The organism is Halomonas sp. BC2, from assembly GCF_002078115.1.
Taxonomy (GTDB): domain Bacteria; phylum Pseudomonadota; class Gammaproteobacteria; order Pseudomonadales; family Halomonadaceae; genus Vreelandella; species Vreelandella stevensii.
Map to the genome: position 1 here is coordinate 46,166 of NZ_LFGT01000004.1, position 20,317 is coordinate 66,482.

A 20,317-nucleotide genomic window follows, 5' to 3' on the forward strand; every position below is an offset into this window, starting at 1 on the left:
CTAGGGTAAGACGCCAATGACCCTGGCTCGCCACGCGGTTCGTACAGTGCGTTGGTCAGCTCGCGGGCAAAGCGCTGGGCGGAGGGCGGAGGGCAGGCAGTGGGTCAACGGTCACCAAGGGGGCGTCGGAATTGCCTGCAGCGCCTTGTGATTGGCGAAGGTGGGCGATGCCCAGCCAAGTCATATACCTGCGTGTGGCGTGATATGGCGTGATATCAGATGGTGCACCGCAGGAGGGCTGGAGCATGAGGCAATGAGCCGATGGGCTAAATGACCTGAAAAATGCGCTGTGATGGTGCTAAAAAGCGCCGATAGATTTAACGCCGAGTCTGCACGATAGCATGCTCGCTCTTGCTGCAAATGATATTGATTATTGCTCACTTTTTTGGGAGGGAGGAGCTGGGGCCTGTGGAAAGGCACCCAGCGTTGTTTCAGCCTGACTTGCCGGGGGTGGGCTTGTCTTGCTCGGCAGGCTCTGCGGGGGCTGGTGGTACTTCGGCTTCCATGGGCGTGGCCTGTGCGGCGCTGGCTGCTTCCACCGAGGCTTCCAGGCTGGCTACCTGACGCTCCAGCGCCTCGACGCGCGCGCGCGTGCGCTGCAGTACATCCATCAAGATATCAAAGTCTTCCCGTGATACCAGCTCCAGGCGGTCGAAGGCTCCCCGCACCACTTGCTGCACGCCTTTCTGAATGTCTTCCGGGGCCTGGGAAGCGTTCTGTAAACGGTCGCCTATCTGCTGGGCTAAACGGCTGATGCGATCCTGGGGCGTCATGGCTCTCTCCTTAAACGGTGGCGCATAAATGTGGATAGCTTACCTGTAAGGATACGCAACCCTTTGGCAATCCGCATGCCCCGCGTGCGTTTTCTCCTGCAATGCGCTCGTGCATCAAAAAGAAGCATTGAGCTTTTGGTGATGTGCTTTTTTAGTGCAGTGGCGGGTAGGAGGAGGTGGATAGTCGCCCTGCTGATGCTCTTGAAACGTATTTTTTAATGTTTAAGGGCATGAATTTAAATAAGAAAAAAACCAGTGGCACGGTATGAGCATTAGTAGGGCAAGCACTAAATTCGGGCGGCCACGCCGCTCTCCACCGAGTGGGACTGAACCAGCAGGGGAGATCCGGGATGAAACTCATCACCGCTATCATCAAGCCTTTCAAGCTTGACGACGTTCGTGAAGCACTCGCCGACAACGGCGTGCAGGGGATTACGGTTACTGAGGTCAAGGGATTTGGTCGCCAGAAAGGCCACACCGAGCTGTATCGCGGTGCCGAGTACGTAGTGGACTTTCTGCCCAAGGTGAAAGTGGAAGTGGCCGTGGACGATGCGCGTCTGGAGAGCGTGCTGGATGCCATCTGCAGCGCTGCCAACAGCGGCAAGATCGGTGACGGCAAGGTATTCGTGACGCCGCTGGAAGATGTCATTCGTATTCGTACCGGAGAGCGCGGCGCCGACGCGGTATAGGCCAGCCTACACAACGACGACCCACCAATAACTTCTCTTGGATCACGGGGAACACCTGATGAACGAGCTTACAGAATTGAGCTACGCGCTCGATACGTTTTACTTCCTGATTTGCGGCGTACTGGTCATGTGGATGGCCGCCGGCTTCTCGATGCTCGAGGCCGGTATGGTGCGTTCCAAGAACACCGCTGAAATTCTGACCAAGAACATTGCGCTGTTTGCCATTGCCTGCACCATGTACCTGCTGGTGGGCTACTACATCATGTACTCCAGCGGCGAAGGCGGTTTCCTGCCCAGCCTTGGGTTCCTGATCGGTGCCGAGAACAGCGTCGATGCGGTGCTGGCCGGTGGTGAGGATGCCCCTTACTACTCCATGCGTTCGGACTTCTTCTTCCAAGTCGTATTCGTCGCAACGGCGATGTCGATCGTCTCTGGTGCCGTGGCCGAGCGTATGAAGCTGTGGGCCTTCCTGGCGTTTGCCGTGGTCATGACCGCCTTCATCTACCCGGTGTCTGGCTACTGGACCTGGGGCGGTGGCTGGCTGGATGGCGTTGGCTACTCTGACTATGCGGGCTCGGGTATCGTCCACATGGCCGGTGCCGCTGCAGCGTTGGCAGGTGTGCTGGTACTGGGCCCCCGTAAGGGCAAGTACGGCAAGGACGGTTCGATCCACGCGATTCCGGGCGCCAACATGCCGCTGGCCACGCTGGGTACCTTCATCCTGTGGATGGGCTGGTTCGGCTTCAACGGTGGTTCCGAGCTGAAAATGTCGGATGCCGTGTCGGCCAACAACGTTGCTCAAGTGTTCGTGAACACCAATGCAGCGGCCGCGGGTGGCGTGATTGCAGCTCTGGTGCTGGCCAAATTGTGGTTCCGCAAGGCGGATCTGACCATGGCACTGAACGGTGCGCTAGCAGGCCTGGTCGCCATTACCGCCGACCCGCTGTCTCCTTCTGCGTTGGGCGCCTCGGTAATTGGGGCCATCGGTGGTCTGATCGTGGTCGCTGCCATCGTCACGCTGGACAAGCTGAAGCTGGATGACCCTGTGGGTGCTATCTCGGTTCACGGTGTCGTGGGTATCTGGGGTGTGCTGGCCGTGCCGCTGAACAATGGCGATGCGTCCTTCGGTGCACAGCTGATCGGTATCGTGGGCATCTTCGGCTGGGTATTCCTGGCGAGCCTGGTGGTGTGGCTGGTGCTGAAAGCGGTCATGGGTATCCGTGTCAGCGAAGAAGAAGAGTACGAAGGCGTCGATATCGCAGAGTGTGGCCTGGAAGCCTACCCTGAGTTTGGCGTCAAGAAATAAGCACTGTGCCATAGCAAGCGGCACTGCTACTCAAGGCCTCCCCGATGGGAGGCCTTTTGCCGTATGTAGCGGCGCATATACGTGCCAGGCACAAGGGCTTTTTATTCTCGGGGCTGGCGGGTGTATGCTAAGTGCAACGGGCGTGAGGAGGGTCAACGTCGCGCCGCCTTGTATCCGGTCAAGACAACCGTTGCATAACCAGAGGATGTGGTCATGAAATTAATCTCAGCCATTATCAAGCCGTTCAAGCTTGATGACGTACGCGAGTCGCTTTCCGATATCGGCGTGCAGGGTATTACGGTGACGGAAGTGAAAGGCTTTGGTCGCCAGAAAGGCCACACAGAGCTGTATCGTGGGGCGGAATACGTGGTGGATTTCCTGCCCAAGGTGAAGCTGGAAGTGGCCGTGGACGATGATATGGCCGAACAGGTCATCGATGCGATCACCCAAGTGGCCAATACGGGCAAGATCGGCGATGGCAAGATCTTCGTGATGCCGTTGGAGCAGGTGATTCGTATCCGTACCGGCGAAACCGGCAAAGACGCTGTCTAACGGTGAAGGGTAAGTCGTGAAGGGCAAGGCGTGAAGAGCTAATCGCGTCGAGTAGACAAAGCCCCTGTGGATAACACCCACAGGGGCTTTTTGCAGGGCTTTGCGCATAAGATGAGGGGTGTCAAAGGCTACTATCTATTCTTCACGCTTCACCGCTAGACTTACTTCTCCACGAAAGCACGTTCGATGACGTAGTCGCCTGGTTCGCCCATGCGCGGGGAGATGTTCAGGCCCAGCTCATCCAGCAGCGCGCTGGTGTCGTCCAGCATGGCAGGACTACCGCAGATCATGGCGCGGTCCTGACGCGGGTCGATGGGCGGCAGGCCGGTGTCGGCAAACAGCTTGCCGCTGCGAATGTGGTCGGTCAGGCGGCCCATGGTGTGGAACTCTTCACGGGTGACCGTGGGGTAGTACACCAGTTTTTCGGCGACTTCTTCACCCAGGTACTCGTGGGCGGGCAATTCATTGGTGATGAAGTCGGCGTAGGCCAGCTCGGAGACTTCACGCACGCCGTGAATGAGTATGACCTTCTCGAAACGCTCGTAGACTTCCGGGTCCTGGATCAGGCTCATGAACGGCGCCAGGCCCGTGCCGGTGGAGAGCATATACAGGTTGCGCCCGGGCAGCAGGTCGTCGCATACCAGCGTGCCGGTCGGCTTGCGGCTGACCATGATCTGGTCGCCCACCTTCAGGTGCTGCAAGCGTGAGGTCAGCGGGCCATCGGGCACTTTGATACTGAAGAACTCGAGATGATCTTCGTAGTTCGGGCTGGCGATGGAGTAGGCGCGCATCAGAGGTTTGCCCGCCACTTCCAGGCCGATCATCACGAATTGGCCGTTCTTGAAGCGCAGGCTGCGCTCACGTGTCGTGCGGAAGCTGAACAGCGTGTCGTTCCAGTGGTGAACGCTTAGCACTTCTTCCAGGGCAAACTTGCTCATGTCGACTCCTTTGAGGCTGCGCGGCCTAAGCCTTACTCGCCATATTCTAAAAAAGAATAAAAAATAGCTTTATAGGATGCGCTCATTCTAGATAAAGGGTGGTATATCTGTTAAGCAAATTATCTTGATAACGTATATCTTTAAAATCGATATAGCTTTCGTTGAGCAGCACTTTTTCTGGAGGAGCCTGGCCATGCATTACACGTTGCGTCAGCTGGAAGTCTTCGTCGCCGTTGCCCAGCACGAAAGCGTTTCCCAAGCGGCGAGGGCGCTGGCCATGTCCCAGTCGGCGACCAGTACGGCGCTGGCCGAGTTGGAACGCCAGTTCGACTGCCAGCTATTGGATCGCATTGGCAAACGGCTGAAACTCAACGCGCTGGGGTTCCAGCTGCTCCCCAAGGCTGTGGCGCTGCTGGACCGAGCCGAAGAAGTGGAGGAGCTGCTGCGCGGCCAGCAGGGGGTGGGTGCTCTGAACGTGGGTGCCACCCTGACCATCGGCAACTATCTGGCCACCCTGTTGATCAGTGATTTCATGCAGCGTTACCCCGGTAGCCGCGTGCGGCTGGCGGTGCGCAATACGCGTCATATCATCGAGGGAGTGCGACAGCATTCGCTGGACTTGGGGCTGATCGAAGGGCAGTGCGATGATGACATGATCATCAGCCAGCCCTGGGTAGAAGACGAGCTGTGCGTGTTCTGCTCGCCTAGGCACCCACTGGCCGGGCGTGCTCATCTGGAGCTGGATCAGCTGCTGCGGGAAGACTGGATCATGCGCGAGGAGGGCTCCGGCACCCGCATGACGCTGGAGCATGCGGCGCGCCATCGACGCAGCCGCTTCAATACGCTGCTGGAACTGGAGCACACCGAAGGGATCAAGCGGGCGGTGGAGTCAGGTCTGGGGATCGGCTGCGTCTCTCGGCTGGCGCTACGAGACGCTTTCCGGCGGGGTAGCCTGGTGCCGCTACCCACGCCGGAGCTGGACCTGAAGCGTCAGTTCACCTTCATCTGGCATCGCCACAAGTATCTGACCACCGGCGTGCGCGAGTTCTTGCGCCTCTGCCGCGAAATGACCGCCGGGGCCCAGCGCAGCGACGACATCCCGCTGCCGCCCATTCCTTGAGGCACATGCTCAAACGGCATTCGATTGACTGTGCCCCGGCAGCGCCGGTTGAGTCGCGTTGTCTCCTAGGGTAAACCCGCCCACCAGGGCATCGAGGCGTTCCGCCTGATCTTTCAACTGTTCGGCGGCGGTCGTTGACTCCTCGACCAGCGCGGCGTTTTGCTGCGTCATCTGGTCGAGGTCGGTCACCGCGATGCTCACCTGGTCGATGCCTTGATTCTGTTCACTGGCGGCCGTGCTGATATCGCCGAGCATCTGGGTGACGCGGGACACGCTTTGCGTCAACTGGTGCATGGCCGCTTCCGCATCGTGCACCAGTTGGGTGCCGTCATCGACTTTCTCGGCGGACATATCGATTCGCTGACGAATATCCTTGGCAGCTTCGCTACTGCGCGAGGCCAGCTTGCGGACTTCATCGGCGACCACGGCAAAGCCGCGCCCATGCTCGCCGGCGCGTGCGGCTTCCACGGACGCGTTCAGGGCCAGCAGGTTGGTTTGAAAGGCAATGCCATCGATGACCCCCACGATGGTCTGGATTTCAGCCGACGTGTCGCGAATGGCTTCCATGGTCGTGACCACTTGTTCGAATGCCTGGTCCGTTCGCGCCGCTAATTGCGAGGCCGTCTGTGAGAGTCCGCTGGCCTCCTGGGAGGCGTGGGTCGTGTGTCGAACGGTACTGCTGATCTCTTCCATGGCGGCAGAGGTCTGTTGAAGGCTGGCAGCGGCTTGCTCGGTGCGACGAGACAGGTCGTGCCCTCCTTGGGTAATCTCGTTGGCGGCATGATTCACGGCCTCGCTGCTGCGACGTACGTCCAGCAGGATGGCTTGAATCTTGGCTGCAAAGGCGTTGAACTGCTCTGCTACTGCCGCACTCTCATCGCGTCCATGCACCGGTAGCCGCTGGGTAAGATCACCACTACCCGACGCGATCTCTTGCATGCGGCTTGCCAACCGCTTCAAGGGGCGAGCAATGCGGCCGCCAATCCACCAAAGTGCAACCATGCCCACTGCAGACAGCAGTAGCCCCACCAGCGTCATGCCCAGGGTGTTTTGTTGGCGCTGTTCGCTGAGTATGGCCTGCAGTGCATTGAGCTCTGCCATGACCACGGATTCAGGTAGCTGGAGTACCAGCACCCACGGCTGTTCCGTATCGCCGATCGTGAGTGGCTGATAGCGCTGAAACATGCCGTTGGAGACTCGGCTGTAAAGGCTGCCCTGCCGAGCAGCCGTGGCAATACCTTCCAGGACAGCGTCGTTCAGCGATTGGCTGGCGGGCAAGCCCAGGGCGTCATCTCCGTGGGTATCGGCAACCAGACCCCCGCGTCCGGCGACCAGCGCCATCCGGCCGGCACCGTCGTAAAGCGTTGCGTTGGCGTCACGCAGCAAAGCCTGGATGAAATTCAGCGAGAGGTCGACGCCCGCCACGCCGCGGAATGCGCCATCGACCAGGATGGGCGCATTGAACGATGTGACCAGCTGTGTCTCGCCATCGTAATCGTAGGCAGCGGGATCGATCACGCAGGGGGCCAGCGTTTCACGTGGACATAGGTAATACTCACCTTCGCGCACACCGCTGACCAGTCGTGCTTCGCTCTCCATGGTATCGCCCAAGGGCAATACCTCCAGCGTGCCATCCCCGGTACGGTACCACCATGGCATGAAGCGACCACTACCATCATGGCCGTAACGCTCGTCACCAACGAAGCGGGCATCATCATCAAAGGCATTGGGCTCCCAGCCGATGAAAGCGTCCAGCAGGGCCGGGTTATCCGCCACGGTCTGGCGAACCAGGTTGGAAAGCTGACGACGCGTGAGGTAGAGCGCTCGATGGCCCTCCGCATCCTGCATGCCCATCAACGCGTTGGTGGATGCCAGCTGGCTGGCCAGCGTCATGGCCATGTCCAGCTCCCGCTGTATACGGCCCCCTTCTGCTTCGGCCAGGGCATCAAGCCGGGCATTCAGTGCACTTTCTACCAAGGCTTGCGTGTGATCTTCAACGGTTTGCTGTGTGCGGGCGGCAGCCAACAGGTTGTAGATGACCAGCGCGGCGACGACGGCCAGTAGGCAAGGGCCTGCCAGGGCCAGCACCAGAGTGCGTAAGGAGCGAAAGTGCATAGTGTGGTTGACCTGTTGTCATGGGAATCAGGCAGCTGGGTGGGGGCTTCCCAAGGGCAAGTAGACCAGCCGTTAATGGCGTGCTGATGACAAAAGGGCATAGCCCCCTGCCAATATAGCAAGGGGGCCGCCATGGGCGCGTTAAAACTTTTCGATAGCGGTTGGTGCATTAGGGGACCGTAGAGCAGGGGCATGCTGTGCGACGCCAAGCTTGAAGCTGCTGATGGTGCCGGTCAGGTGGTTTGCCTGCTCCTTGAGGTGCTCGGCGGCGGTGGTGGACTCTTCCACCATGGCAGCGTTTTCCTGGGTCATCCGGTCCAGCTCGGCCACGGCGATGTTGACCTGCTTGATGCCATCACTCTGTTCGCTGGTGGCGGCGTTGATCTCTTCGAGTACGTCGGTGACACGGGTAATGTGCTCGACGATATCGTGCATGGTGCTGCCCGCCTCGCGCACCAGCGAGGTGCCGTTATTGACCCGGGACTGGGAGTCTTCGATCAGCTTCTGGATGTCGCTGGCAGCGTCGCTGCTGCGGCCAGCCAGTTTACGCACTTCGTCGGCTACCACGGCAAAGCCACGGCCATGCTCGCCAGCCCTGGCGGCTTCTACTGAAGCGTTGAGCGCCAGCAGATTGGTCTGGAAGGCAATGCTGTTCATCAAGGTGACGATCTCACCAATCTTGTTGGAGGCCTGGGAGATGTCTTCCATGGTCGTCACCACGTTCGAGACTACCTGACCGCCGTTTTTCGCTACTTCAGAAGCGGCATGAGAGAGCTGGTTGGCCTCCTGGGCCGACGCGGCGGTGTGGGCGACGGTGCTGGTGATCTGCTCCACCGACGCAGACGTCTGCTGCAGGCTGGAAGCCGCATTGTCGGTGCGGCGCGACAGGTCCTGCCCGCCCATGGCAATCTCGTTGGCGGCGTGGTGCACGGCTTCGCTGCTGGTACGCACTTCGATCAGCACTTCTTCCATTTTGCCCACGAAGCGGTTGAAAGCGCGGGCGATCTGAGTGACCTCGTCGTTACCCTCTTCCGGTAAGCGCTGCGTCAGGTCGCCTTCGCCGGAGGCAATGTTATTCATGGCGTTACGCACACCCAGCAGGCGACGCAGCAGCAGCGAGAGCAGCAGGCCGAACACCACGGCAGTGATGGCGGCGACGATCAGCAGGGTGATGATGGACGTGGCAGCAATGGCGCGCAGTCCGGCGGTGGCTTCTGCTTCGTCCAGCGCGACCACCAACTGCCAGCCGCTATTGCCGCCCACCTGGCTGCCCATGAGCAGCTTGCTGCTTTCCTGCAGGGCCATGGGCTGGGGCGTGTCGGACTGGATAATGCGCGTGAGCTCCTGAGGGTTCAAGTTCGCACTCAGGGCGGTCGAAGGCTCCAGGGTCAGGGCGGCGTCCGGGTGGGCAACCAGGGTGCCATCCTGAGTGGTCAAAAACGCGAAGCTTGAAGGCGTGGGGGAAATATTACCCACGATATCGATGACGTCCGCTATGGTAATGTCTGCCCCAATGACGGCCATCAGCTCGCCATTACGGTAAAAGGGGCGGGCGAACGTGATGATCAACCCGCCGGTTTGCGCATCGACATAGGGCGCGGTAACGACCGTGTCCGCTGCGCTAACGGCTGCTTGATACCACGGCCGTCCTCTAGGGTCGTAATCACTGGGTGGCTGCCAGCCGTCTGAAAAAATGGCGTTTGATGTGTGTGGATAAGCGAGGTATGCCGTCATGAAGTCGCCAGAATCGGCCAACTGGCGCAACGCCGACAGCGGCTCTTCGCCGCCTGCAGTGTGCTCCATGCTTGCCATCATGGTGTAGCGTGCATTGAACCACTCATCGATAGCCTGTGTGTTTCCATTCACAACAGCGCTGAGGTTGCGGCTGATCTGTTCGCTATTATGGTGTTTAACGGTGGAATAGCTGGCGATGCCATTGATCACCAGGGCAACAACGATGGCAGTCAACGCCGCTAAGAGTATTCGAAAGCGTAGGGTAGCGAACATGGTCACTCTCTTGATCGTCAGGGTAAATGACGATTATCGGCGAGAGTGACCACTTCTTTAGGCGTATAGCCGTTTATTCATGGATCAGCGCAAATCGCTGACGGCTTCCTGAATATCCGACAGCGAGGCTTTGCTGAGGTCCTTGGAGAGGGTATGGATCACCAGCTTCTGGGTGGGGTTGTCGAGCTTTTCCCGCAGCAGCCCGAGAAACTTGGGCGGGGCCACCATGATCAGCTTCTCCATGCGGTTATCGACGCGGGCAGTATAGAGCCGTTGGGCGACCTCCTTGGCAAACAGCTCGTTTTCATGCCGGGAAGCGGCGCCCTCTTCACCTGACGAGCGTGACGTGGTGGACGTGGATTCATGCACGTCTGCCCCTCGGCGGTCGGTGATCAGGTCGCCTTCATGCAGCCTGCCTGCCGCATGCACCATGCTCTCCTGCTCGGCGAGTTCCAGAGCGTCACGGGTAAAGATCCTGGCGCGTGCTGCGTCGGCTACCACGATATAGGTGGTCATCGTCATACGTCCTCCATGTCGTTGATTACCCTTTAACCATGGCAAGCGTTTGGGGTTAGGTCAAACACTTGCCTGGCGGCTTTACAGCACTTTGCGGCGCAGCACGCTGGTAATGGCTTCACCGATCAGTACCAGCACGATAATGGCGATCAGGATGGTGGCCACGGTCGGCCAAGCGAACGTATCGATGGCACCTTGCAGGATCACGCCAATCCCTCCGGCGCCTACCAGGCCCAGCACGGTGGATTCGCGGATATTGATATCCCAGCGCAGAATCACGATGGCGAAAAAGGCGGGCATGACCTGCGGGACGATGGCGTAAGCGACCACCTTGGCCTTCGAGGCGCCGGTGGCCTCCATGGCCTCGACGGGGCGGCGATCGATCTCTTCGATGGCTTCGCCCATCAGCTTGCCGATGAAGCCGATGGAGCGAAACACGATGGCCAGAATACCGGCCAGTACGCCGGGGCCGAAAATGGCCACGAACAGTAGTGCCCAGATAATGGTGTTCACCGAGCGGCTGGAGACCAGAATAAAGCGCCCCAGCCACAAGCAGGCCCGGTTCGGGGTGGTGTTCTGGGCAGCGATATAAGCCACTGGCAGCGCCAGAAAGATGGTGATGAACGTGGCCAGGGTGGCGATATGCACGGTTTCCAGCAGGGCATTCAGGATGTTGCCCAGCCCGGCGCTGCTGGGTGGCCACATGCGTGCGCCCAGCCCCGAGATTTGATTCGGCGCGTCCCACACCCAGGGCCAGAAAATATCGATATCGCGAACGGCCCAGAACACCAGCATCAAGGTGGCTAGCAGGACGGCATAGCGGATCAGCCGCTCTTTCCGGTCGTAACGTTGCCAGACTCGGTCGGCGAGTTGCTGTGCGTGATCTACCATATTTTTTTCCTCACCCAGCCGCTGACGCCTTCGCTAAGCAGAATCACCGCAATGATGATCAGCAGAATGGCGAACGCAAAGTCGTAGTCATAGCGCCCGAAGGCATTCATCAACGTGCCGCCAATCCCGCCAGCACCGACGATGCCCACCACGGCCGACGCGCGCAGATTGCTGTCCAGCTGATACATGGAGAGCCCCACCTGGCGAGGCAATATTTGCGGAAACACCGCATAGAACAGCGTGGCCAGATACCCGGCGCCGGTGGCACGCATGGCTTCCACCTGCCCCCAGTCGATCTCCTCTATCTCCTCGGCAAGCAGCTTGCCGACAAAGCCGATGGAGTAAAGAGTCAGGGTCAGGATACCCGCCAGCGGGCCAAAGCCCACCGCAGCAACGAACAGGATGGCCACGATGACCGGGTGAAAGCTGCGTGACACGATGATGATGCTGCGACCGATCAGGTAGATCGGCAGAGGCGCGATATTGCGAGCGGCCATGACCGCAAAAGGGATGGAGAGCAGCACGCCCAGCAAAGTGGCCAGAATGGCGATCTGGAAGCTCTCTTTAAAGCCGGTCAGCAGCAGCCCGAAACGTTCGAAGCTGGGCGGAAAGCCACCGCTGAAAATACGCGCTGCCCGGGGCAGGCCTTCGGAGATACGGGCCCAGTTGAAGGGTAACGAGCCAAACGCCCAGACCAGGTACGCCAGGGCGATCAGCATGAGCCCGTAGCGGAGAACAGGGTTGGCGATGAAAGGCGGCTTTTTCCAGGTGCGTGGAGTAGGGGGAGTCGTCATGTCAGGCCCCTTGCGCCGCAGTGCCGGGCTGTTCACTGACCGATTCGTCCGGCGCCTCGATGCCCCCATAAATGGCGTCCAGTGCCTCCTTGTTGAAGTCGCTCGGCAAGCCATCGAAAATCATCTTGCCATGCCGCAGCCCCACGATGCGTTCGGTGTAGGTCTTGGCCTGGGCGACGTTGTGGATGTTGATGAGCACCGGCAGCGACAGCTCGCTGGCCAGGCTCTGTAGCAGCATCATGATCTGCTCGGACGTTCTTGGGTCCAGCGAAGCGGTGGGCTCATCCGCCAGCAGCAGGTCGGGCTCCTGCATCAGCGCACGCACCACGCCTACCCGCTGGCGCTCGCCGCCAGACAGCTCGTCAGCGCGTTTGTTGGCGTAATGGGCAATCCCCACGCGCTCCATCAGCATGAATGCACGTTCGATGTCCGCTTGGGGGTAGCGCCGCGAAATGGCCTGATAAAGGCTCACATAGCCGAGTCGGCCCGCCAGCACGTTCTCCATGACCGTCAGCCGATCAAGCAGGTTGAACCCTTGAAAGACCATGCCGATCTTGCGCCGGGCACGGCGTAGCTCGGCGCCTCTGATATTCACCAGCTCCGTGCCATTGAGCTTGATGGAGCCGGACGAGGGCTCCACCAGCCGGTTGATACAGCGCAGCATGGTGCTTTTACCCGCCCCCGATGCGCCCACGATCGACACGACGCTGGCGCCTTCTACCTTGAGGTCCAGGCCCTTGAGAACGGGCTCACTTTGGCCATAACGTTTGACCAGATTGGTAATTTCCAGCATGGGTGCACATCCATTCGCTCGATAAAAGCGCGCCGCCAGGGCGGCGCGACCAGGCTACTCCAGGTTTTCCCGCGTGTAGCGCACGTCATTGGCGGCCTGGATGGTGCGAATCACCTGCCAGTGTTCTTGGTAGTTGATGGGAATGAATTTCTCGACCCCTTCGAACTCCTCGCCCAGCTCGGTGCCGACGAAGTCAAAGGTAAAGAACGCCTCTTCGATCTTCTCGACCAGGTCCGGGTGCAGGTTGTGGGCGTAGTTGTAAGAGGTGGTCGGGAAACGGTCGGACTCATAGATCAGCCGTACGTCCTCTTCGTCGTACAGGCCACGCGCGGCCATGCGCTCGACCACTTCGGAGGCAACCGGCGCGGCGTCATAGTCGCGGGCCACCACGCCCAACATGGACTGGTCATGGCTGCCGGAGTAGACCACCTCATAATCTTCATCCGGGGTGATGCCCAGCTCGGGCAGCAGTGCCCGCGGTGCCAGGTTGCCGGAGTTGGAGGTGGGGGAGGTATGCGCGACGCGCTTACCCTTCAGGTCTTCCAGGGACTCGATGTCCGAGTCGACATGGGTGAACATTTGCAGCGTGTAGCCGAACTGACCATCGTCAGAGCCCATCAGAGCGAAAGGCACGGCCCCGGCCAGGTTCACGGCAAAGGGCGTCGGGCCGGTCGAGAACCCGGCAATGTGCAGTCGGCCGCTGCGCATGGCTTCCACCTGGGCAGCGTTGGACTGCACCGCAAAGAAGCGAACATCGCGGCCTGTGACGTCAGAAAGGTGGTCGATGAACGGCTGCCAGATATCGGAGTAAATGGCAGGGTCTTCAACGGGGGTATAAGCGAAGATCAGCGTACTGGGGTTGGCCCAGCTTGACTCATCGGCCGGGCGGTCGGCGACCATGTCGCCATTTTCATCGCAGTAAAGTGTGTCCAGGGCGCCGCGTTCACAGTCGGCCTGGGCATGGCTGGCAAGCAGTGCCAGCGGGAGAAGCGAAACCGCAGTGAGCAGAGCCAGCGGACGCTTGGGCCAGGATGGCGTTTTCATGAGAAGCCTCTTATGTGCGTTATTGTTGTTGCGTGATGCCCACCGTCGCTGCAAGGTGATGTTGTGATCAGCCTGCGTTTCGCTAATGGACATTTGAAGATGCAGATGTTTATTTTTCGAAAACGAACATTCTCAATCTAGGGTTTGTTACAAAGATATGTCAAACACTTTCCTGACCCCCTCCTACCATTGGCGCAACCGTTACCTGTTGATGCGCCATGGTCACAGCCAGGCCAACGCTCAGCGGCGAATCATCAGCACCCCCGAGCGCGGAATAGACGCCTATGGATTGTCGCCCGAAGGCGAACGGCAGTTGGTCGAAGCGTTGGCGGACTGGCGTTGGCCGGCGCCCACCCAGGTGGTGCATTCGGACTTTTTACGCACGACCCAAACCGCTACTCGGGTAGCCAGCGCTTTTCGACTGGGCATGGCCATCGACGAGCGCTTGCGAGAACGCCATTTTGGCGAGCTGGAAGGCCAGGCAGATAGTCATTACCCCGAGGTATGGGCGCAGGATGCCCAGAGTGCCGCGCATCGGCAGTGGCAGGTAGAGCCGCTCACCAGTGTGGCAGCGCGCATGTGCGCGGCGCTGGAAGCACTGGAGCTGCGCTGGCAAGGGGAAACGGTGCTGGTGGTGAGCCATGGCGACCCGCTGCAGATCCTGCTCACGGCGCTGGCAGGCAAGCCATTGACCCAGCACCGTGAGCAGCTCGCGCTGGCCCCGGCCAGCATCACGCTGGTAGGCGGTTAGGCGCCTTCCTTGGGGGGAATCCAGGCAATCATGTCGACTTCCACGTCGGCACCGCCTGCCAGGCCGGTGACGCCGATGCAGGTACGGGTGGGGAGCGGTTTCTCGAAGTAGCTGGCGTAGACCTGATTCACTTCATCGAAGTGGCCCATGTTGGTGATGAAAACCCGTGACTGCACCACGTACTCGAAGCTGCTGCCCACCTCTTCCAGCACGATGGCCAGGTTCTGCATGACCCGGTGGGTTTGTTCGGTAAAGGTGCCCAGCAGCATTTCGTTGGTTTCCGGCACGGTCGGCATCTGGCCGGTGATAAACACCAGGTCGCCCACGCGGCAGGCGTGAGAGAACGGGGCAATGGGCTGTGGGGCGCGGTCGATGAACAGTTTTTCCATGATGACTCTCTGGTGTGATGTGGGGTATTCAGAAGGGCCATGAAAATGGGCCTCAGCTGAGGCCCACGTTACGCATTATGACGCGCTGGCAGTCGAATCAATGCCCCAGAATCTGGCTCAGGAAGAGCTGGGTGCGCTCGGACTGCGGGTTGTTGAAGAACGGCTCTGGAGCATTTTCTTCGATGATCTGCCCTTGGTCCATGAAGATCACGCGGTCGGCCACGGTCTTGGCGAAGCCCATTTCATGGGTCACGCAGAGCATGGTCATGCCCTCTTCGGCCAGTTCGATCATGACGTCCAGCACTTCCTTGATCATTTCCGGGTCTAGGGCCGAGGTCGGCTCATCGAACAGCATGACGTCCGGGTGCATGCACAGCGAGCGGGCAATGGCGACCCGCTGCTGCTGACCACCGGACAGCTGGCCGGGATATTTTTTGGCCTGCTCGGCGATGCGAACCCGCTGCAGGTAGCGCATGGCATGCTCTTCGGCCTCTTTGCGCGGCTTTTTCTGTACCCACATGGGGGCGATACAGCAGTTCTCCAGCACGGTGAGGTGAGGAAACAGGTTGAAGTGCTGGAACACCATGCCAACGCTGCGGCGAATCTGCTCGATACGCTTCACGTCCTGGGTCAGCGGCACGCCGCCGACCACGATCTCGCCCTTTTGATGCTCTTCCAGGTGGTTGATGCAGCGAATCATGGTGGACTTGCCCGAGCCGGACGGCCCGCAAATGACGATCCGTTCGCCGCGCTTCACTTCCAGATAGATGTCGCGCAGCACGTGAAAATCGCCGTACCACTTGTTGACGCCGCGCATTTCGACCATCAGATCCGAAGTACCGGTGCCAGGGTTATGGGAAGCTGCTTGTGTCATGTCACTATCCTGCTAAAAAATCGTTGATAAAAGCGGCGTTAACGCCTGTGGCCGGTGTGTAGCCTGCGTTCCAGATACTGGCTGTAGCGCGACATGCTGAAACAGAATATCCAGAACATGAAGGCCGCAAAGACATAGCCTTCCAGCGAGAAGCCCAGCCAGCGCGAGTCGGCCAATGCCGCTTGCACGATCCCCAGCAGATCGAATAGCCCGATGATCATGACCAGGGTCGTGTCCTTGAACAGCGAAATGAACGTGTTCACGATACCAGGTATCATCATTTTCAGAGCCTGGGGCAGTACGATCAGACCCATGCGCTTCCAGTAGGTCATGCCGAGGGCGGCGGCGGCTTCTTCCTGGCCTTTGGGAATGGCCTGCAAACCACCGCGAATGACTTCGGCCATGTAGGCGCTCTGGAACAGCGTCAAGCCGATCAGGGCGCGTACCAGACGGTCCACGCTGACCCCGGTAGGCATGAACAGCGGCAGCATCACCGAGGCCATGAACAGCACCGTGATCAGCGGCACGCCACGCCAGAACTCGATAAAGATGACGCAGAAGCTCTTGACGATGGGCATGTTCGAACGCCGCCCCAGGGCCAGCACGATACCGATCGGCAGCGCACCTACCATGCCCACGGTGGCCAGCAGCAGGGTCAGCATCAGGCCGCCCCAGCGATGGGTCGGTACACGCGGCAGGTCGAAATAGCCGCCATGCAGCAGCACGTAGGCGATCACGGGGAAGCCGACCAGCGCAAACACGGCCACCCAGCGCTTGAAGGGCAGGCGTGGAATCGCCAGCCAGGCAATCAGGGTGAAGAACCCGGCAAAGACGATATTGGCACGCCAGATTTCTGAGCGCGGGTACAGGCCGTAGATGAACTGGGTGAAGCGTGCGTTGATGAACACCCAGCAGGCACCCTCTCGGGAGCAGTCTTCGCGGGAGGTGCCTACCCAATCGGCGTTGATGAACGCCCATTGCACCGTCGGTACCACGAGCAGGTAGAGAATATACAGGCCGATCAGGGTAAAGATCGTGTTGATCGGACCGTTGAACAGGTGGCTGCGTAGCCATGCCACAGGGCCCACGGAACTGCTGGGCGCCGGCTTTGGCTCGATCATCGTTCGGTTGTGAATCATGGGAATGTCCTCGCCAACGGCCTAGCGTTCAACCAGCGCCACACGGGCGTTGAACCAGTTCATGAACATGGAGACCAGCAGACTGATGGTCAGATAAACCGCCATGGTCATGGCAATGACCTCGATGGCTTGGCCTGTCTGGTTCAGCGTGGTGCCCGCAAAGACCGAAACGAGGTCCGGGTAGCCAATGGCGGTGGCCAGCGACGAGTTCTTGATCAGGTTGAGGTACTGGCTGGTGAGCGGGGGAATGATGACCCGCAGTGCCTGCGGAATGACCACCAGACGCAGCACCAGGTTACGCGGCAGGCTCAGCGCTTGTGCGGCCTCGGTTTGGCCATGGGAAATGGCTTGAATGCCGGAGCGCACGATTTCGGCAATGAACGCCGCCGTATAAATCGAAAGCGCGAACCACAGCGCCAGGAACTCGGGAATGACGGTGACACCGCCGCGGAAGTTGAAACCGCGCAGCTCGGGGACATCCCAGGTGATCGGCACACCGGTGGCAAACATCACCAGCAGGGGCAGGCCGAAAATCATCGCGAAGGAGATCCAGTAGGCTGGCAGGCGCTGCCCCGTGGCCTCCTGACGGCGCTTGTTCCAGATCACCAGTGCAATGCTGGCGATGATCGCCGCAATGAAGGTGACCGGAATCAGCCCGAACCCGGACTCGAATAACGGCTCGGGAAGATACAGACCGCGCACGTTGAGAAAGATGACCTCACCGAACGCCAGGCTGTCACGGGCGCTGGGCAGCGTACGCAATACGGCAAAGTACCAGAAGAAAATCTGCAGCAGCAGCGGGATATTACGGAAGGTTTCGATATAGGCCGTGGCCAGCCGCGCGATCAACCAGTTGGGTGACAGGCGGGCGATCCCGACGATGAAGCCAACGATGGTGGCGGCAATGACCCCCAGTGCACCCACCAACAGGGTATTCAGCAGGCCCACGAAGAAAGTGCGGCCATAGGTGCTTTGGGAGGAGTAGTCGATCAGACTTTGAACGATCCCGAAGCCTGCGGTGTTGTTAAGAAAACCGAACCCGGTAGTGATCCCGCGAGAGGACAGGTTGTCTTGAACATTACCGACGATATAGAACAGGAACGCAATAACGGCTGCAATGAGTAGAAACTGAAAGATCAGCGCACGCTTTGCGCGGTCTCGCCAGAACGGAGGCTTTTGGCCAACGGGGCGAGCGTTAGGTCTTACGGACATGGATGGCGTCTCCGCTACACGGAAGGTCAATCAAATGGCCCGCCGGTACCCTTGAGTGATGCTGGCAAGGGACGGCGGGCCGGGGTCAAGCGAGACGCTTAGCGAATCGGCGGTGCGTACTGGAAGCCACCCTGGTTCCACAGAGCGTTGACGCCCCGTTCGATTTCCAGCGGTGAATCCATGCCGACGTTACGTTCGAAGCTTTCTCCGTAGTTACCTACCTGGCTCAGGATGTTGTAGGCCCACTCGGCATCCAGACCCATGCCTTCACCGTAGTTGCCGTCCTGACCCAGCAGGCGAGCCACGTCCGGGTTATCGGAATCGCGCATCTCTTCAGCGTTTTCGCTGGTCACACCGTACTCTTCACCGTTGAGCATGGCGAACAGCGACCACTTGACGATGTTGAACCACTGGTCGTCACCCTGACGTACCACGGGGCCCAGCGGCTCCTTGGAGATGACGTCGGGCAGGATCATGGCGGCAGACGGGTCGTCCAGCTGAATACGCAGCGCGGCCAGCTGAGAGGTGTCAGAGGTCAGAACGTCACAACGGCCTGTCTGGAAACCACCGACGGTTTGCTCGGACGTATCGAAAACGATGGGGTCGAATTCCATACCGTTAGCGCGGAAGTAGTCCGCCAGGTTCAGCTCGGTGGTGGTACCGGACTGGATACAGATGGCGGCACCATCCAGCTCGGAGGCGTTGGAGATGCCCAGGTCGGTGGAGACCATGAAGCCTTGGCCGTCGTAGAAGTTGACGCCGGTGAAGTTGAGACCCAGCGTGGTATCGCGGGTGGTGGTCCAGGTGGTGTTACGGGACAGAACATCGACTTCGCCAGACTGCAGTGCGGTAAAGCGCTCGACGGCGTTCAGGGAGATATAGTTAACGGCGTCGGCATCGCCCAGTACGGCAGCGGCGACGGCACGACATACGTCAACATCGAGACCTTGCCATTCGCCGCTATCGTCCGGCGCGGAAAAACCTGGCAAGCCATCACTAACGCCACACTGTACGGCACCGCGAGAGCGAGTTTCTTCTAATGTGTTCGCCTGCGCGGTAGCGATACCGGCCAGCGTAATTGCACCCGCAGAGGCAAGCAGTACCAGGTGTTTCTTGTGTTAACCATGTGTGTTCCCCTTCCTCGATTTAATGATGTTATGCATGTCGATGCATGCCTAAAAGCTAGCAAGGAAGGTGCCAAAAAAGATATGTCGGCAAATTCAGCGGTTTTCAACGTAAAATCAGCGAATTTAACGAAAGTATTGGTGCAAAAAAGTGCTCCAGCGGCTACGCGATGCTCCGTTTTGGTGCGTAGCCGCTGGCGCGGGGAGAAAGCTACTGACGTTCGCCGATCAGCGAATCGGCGGGGCGTACTGAATGCCGCCGTCTTTCCATAGCCCGTTGAGGCCTCTGGCAATGTTGAAGTCCGACCCTGTGCCGACATTGCGGTCATAAACGTCCGCGTAATTACCTACCTGCTTGACGATCTGGTAGGCCCAGTCGGCGCTGATGCCCATGGGGCTGCCGAAATCGCCATCCTGGCCCAGCAGGCGCTGTACGTCAGGGTTGTCGCTGTCGAGCTGCTCGTCCACGTTCGCCTGGGTGACTTCCAGCTCTTCGGCATTGAGCATGGCAAACAGCGTCCATTTGACGATGTTGAACCACTGGTCATCGCCCTGGCGCACGGCGGGACCTAGCGGCTCCTTGGAGATGATCTCGGGCAGCACCACGGCCATGTCGGGGTCGGCCAGCTGCATCCGCTGGGCATAGAGCTGCGAGGCATCGGAGCTCAGCACGTCGCAGCGGCCTACTTCGAACCCGGCAATCGACTGCTCGGGAGAGTCGAAGACCACGGCATCATAGGTCATGCCGTGAACCCTGAAGTAATCGGACAGGTTCAGTTCGCTGGTGGTGCCCGATTGGGTGCATACCGCGGCGCCGTCCAGCTCCTTGGCACTCTGTACGTTCAGGTCGCTGGCGACCATGAAGGCCTGGCCGTCGTAATAGCTGACGCCGGTAAAGTGCATGCCCAGCGTGGTATCGCGGCTGGAGGTCCAGGTGGTGGTGCGCGACAGCACGTCCACTTCACCGGACTGAAGGGCCGTGAAGCGCTCCACGGAGTCCAGCGGCACGAAGTCCACCTTGTTGGCATCGCCTAGCGCGGCGGCGGCAATGGCGCGGCAGATGTCGGTATCCAGGCCCCGGTACTGGTCGTCGTCATCCAGTGACGAGAAACCGGGCTGGGCGGCATTCACGCCGCAACGCAGGCTATCGCGATTCTGGACGGTGTCCAGCGTGCTGGCCATGGCGATGGCCGGTGCCAACAGGCTGGCCCCTACTCCCAACCAACGAACACTCTTCATGTGTGATTCCTTGACGTCGAAGCGCGCCGATCTGCGCGCATAAAAAAAGCC

General features: G+C 59.6%; 20 protein-coding genes. 5 read left to right on the forward strand and 15 right to left on the reverse strand.

What is annotated here, in order from left to right; translation table 11 throughout:
• Window positions 1–431: 431 nt before the first annotated feature.
• On the reverse strand, window positions 432–773 hold the full coding sequence (locus tag B7L71_RS02810; protein WP_081135871.1) for an accessory factor UbiK family protein: 342 nt from the start codon (window positions 771–773) through the stop codon (window positions 432–434).
• A 350-nt stretch (window positions 774–1,123) separates the two neighbouring features.
• Here B7L71_RS02810 and B7L71_RS02815 point away from each other — a divergent pair, with 350 nt between their 5' ends.
• The 3 genes from B7L71_RS02815 to glnK all read left to right on the forward strand — a co-directional run bounded on the left by B7L71_RS02815 (window position 1,124) and on the right by glnK (window position 3,320).
• Window positions 1,124–1,462 (forward strand): P-II family nitrogen regulator, encoded by a 339-nt coding sequence (locus B7L71_RS02815; protein WP_007112359.1) that lies wholly within the window; start codon window positions 1,124–1,126, stop codon window positions 1,460–1,462.
• A gap of 58 nt (window positions 1,463–1,520) precedes the next feature.
• Window positions 1,521–2,768 (forward strand): ammonium transporter, encoded by a 1,248-nt coding sequence (locus B7L71_RS02820; RefSeq protein ID WP_081135873.1) that lies wholly within the window; start codon window positions 1,521–1,523, stop codon window positions 2,766–2,768.
• Window positions 2,769–2,981: 213 nt separating this feature from the next.
• A complete protein-coding gene (glnK, locus tag B7L71_RS02825) occupies window positions 2,982–3,320 on the forward strand; it encodes a P-II family nitrogen regulator (protein ID WP_009098335.1) in 339 nt (112 codons plus the stop codon).
• A 161-nt stretch (window positions 3,321–3,481) separates the two neighbouring features.
• Here glnK and B7L71_RS02830 read toward each other — a convergent pair whose 3' ends face one another.
• On the reverse strand, window positions 3,482–4,258 hold the full coding sequence (locus B7L71_RS02830) for a ferredoxin--NADP reductase (protein ID WP_081135874.1): 777 nt from the start codon (window positions 4,256–4,258) through the stop codon (window positions 3,482–3,484).
• Between the two features lie 193 nt (window positions 4,259–4,451).
• On the opposite strand from B7L71_RS02830, the gene B7L71_RS02835 reads away from it, so the two are divergent.
• Window positions 4,452–5,378: a LysR family transcriptional regulator gene (locus tag B7L71_RS02835; RefSeq protein ID WP_081135876.1), complete on the forward strand. Its 927-nt coding sequence runs from the start codon at window positions 4,452–4,454 to the stop codon at window positions 5,376–5,378.
• Between the two features lie 9 nt (window positions 5,379–5,387).
• Here B7L71_RS02835 and B7L71_RS02840 read toward each other — a convergent pair whose 3' ends face one another.
• The 7 genes from B7L71_RS02840 to phnD all read right to left on the reverse strand — a co-directional run bounded on the left by B7L71_RS02840 (window position 5,388) and on the right by phnD (window position 13,538).
• A complete protein-coding gene (locus B7L71_RS02840; protein ID WP_081135877.1) occupies window positions 5,388–7,493 on the reverse strand; it encodes a methyl-accepting chemotaxis protein in 2,106 nt (701 codons plus the stop codon).
• A gap of 141 nt (window positions 7,494–7,634) precedes the next feature.
• On the reverse strand, window positions 7,635–9,500 hold the full coding sequence (locus tag B7L71_RS02845; RefSeq protein WP_081135879.1) for a methyl-accepting chemotaxis protein: 1,866 nt from the start codon (window positions 9,498–9,500) through the stop codon (window positions 7,635–7,637).
• Window positions 9,501–9,584: 84 nt separating this feature from the next.
• Window positions 9,585–10,016 carry a host attachment protein gene (locus B7L71_RS02850; protein ID WP_081136025.1) on the reverse strand — a complete coding sequence of 144 codons (432 nt, stop codon included), beginning with the start codon at window positions 10,014–10,016 and terminating at the stop codon, window positions 9,585–9,587.
• Window positions 10,017–10,097: 81 nt separating this feature from the next.
• Window positions 10,098–10,907, reverse strand: a complete 810-nt coding sequence (gene phnE / locus B7L71_RS02855) for a phosphonate ABC transporter, permease protein PhnE (protein WP_081135881.1) — start codon at window positions 10,905–10,907, stop codon at window positions 10,098–10,100.
• Window positions 10,901–11,701: a phosphonate ABC transporter, permease protein PhnE gene (gene phnE, locus B7L71_RS02860; RefSeq protein WP_081135882.1), complete on the reverse strand. Its 801-nt coding sequence runs from the start codon at window positions 11,699–11,701 to the stop codon at window positions 10,901–10,903. The genes phnE (B7L71_RS02855) and phnE (B7L71_RS02860) overlap by 7 nt, the downstream gene beginning before the upstream one ends.
• A 1-nt stretch (window position 11,702) precedes the next feature.
• Window positions 11,703–12,494, reverse strand: a complete 792-nt coding sequence (gene phnC, locus B7L71_RS02865; RefSeq protein WP_081135884.1) for a phosphonate ABC transporter ATP-binding protein — start codon at window positions 12,492–12,494, stop codon at window positions 11,703–11,705.
• A gap of 54 nt (window positions 12,495–12,548) precedes the next feature.
• Window positions 12,549–13,538: a phosphate/phosphite/phosphonate ABC transporter substrate-binding protein gene (gene phnD, locus B7L71_RS02870; RefSeq protein WP_081135885.1), complete on the reverse strand. Its 990-nt coding sequence runs from the start codon at window positions 13,536–13,538 to the stop codon at window positions 12,549–12,551.
• Between the two features lie 157 nt (window positions 13,539–13,695).
• On the opposite strand from phnD, the gene B7L71_RS02875 reads away from it, so the two are divergent.
• Window positions 13,696–14,289 carry a histidine phosphatase family protein gene (locus tag B7L71_RS02875; RefSeq protein ID WP_081135887.1) on the forward strand — a complete coding sequence of 198 codons (594 nt, stop codon included), beginning with the start codon at window positions 13,696–13,698 and terminating at the stop codon, window positions 14,287–14,289.
• Here B7L71_RS02875 and B7L71_RS02880 read toward each other — a convergent pair.
• The 6 genes from B7L71_RS02880 to B7L71_RS02905 form a co-directional block, all read right to left on the reverse strand.
• A complete protein-coding gene (locus tag B7L71_RS02880; RefSeq protein ID WP_039178691.1) occupies window positions 14,286–14,678 on the reverse strand; it encodes a RidA family protein in 393 nt (130 codons plus the stop codon). The two genes, B7L71_RS02875 and B7L71_RS02880, sit on opposite strands and share 4 nt — an antisense overlap.
• Before the next feature lie 97 nt (window positions 14,679–14,775).
• Complete coding sequence (locus B7L71_RS02885; RefSeq protein WP_081136027.1) at window positions 14,776–15,504, reverse strand: amino acid ABC transporter ATP-binding protein; 729 nt, start codon at window positions 15,502–15,504, stop codon at window positions 14,776–14,778.
• An 86-nt stretch (window positions 15,505–15,590) separates the two neighbouring features.
• A complete protein-coding gene (locus B7L71_RS02890) occupies window positions 15,591–16,691 on the reverse strand; it encodes an amino acid ABC transporter permease (RefSeq protein ID WP_081135888.1) in 1,101 nt (366 codons plus the stop codon).
• A 21-nt stretch (window positions 16,692–16,712) separates the two neighbouring features.
• Window positions 16,713–17,903 (reverse strand): amino acid ABC transporter permease, encoded by a 1,191-nt coding sequence (locus B7L71_RS02895; RefSeq protein ID WP_081135890.1) that lies wholly within the window; start codon window positions 17,901–17,903, stop codon window positions 16,713–16,715.
• 98 nt (window positions 17,904–18,001) lie between these two features.
• A complete protein-coding gene (locus tag B7L71_RS02900) occupies window positions 18,002–19,009 on the reverse strand; it encodes an amino acid ABC transporter substrate-binding protein (protein ID WP_081135891.1) in 1,008 nt (335 codons plus the stop codon).
• A 246-nt stretch (window positions 19,010–19,255) separates the two neighbouring features.
• Window positions 19,256–20,266, reverse strand: a complete 1,011-nt coding sequence (locus tag B7L71_RS02905; protein ID WP_081135893.1) for an amino acid ABC transporter substrate-binding protein — start codon at window positions 20,264–20,266, stop codon at window positions 19,256–19,258.
• Window positions 20,267–20,317: the final 51 nt, after the last annotated feature.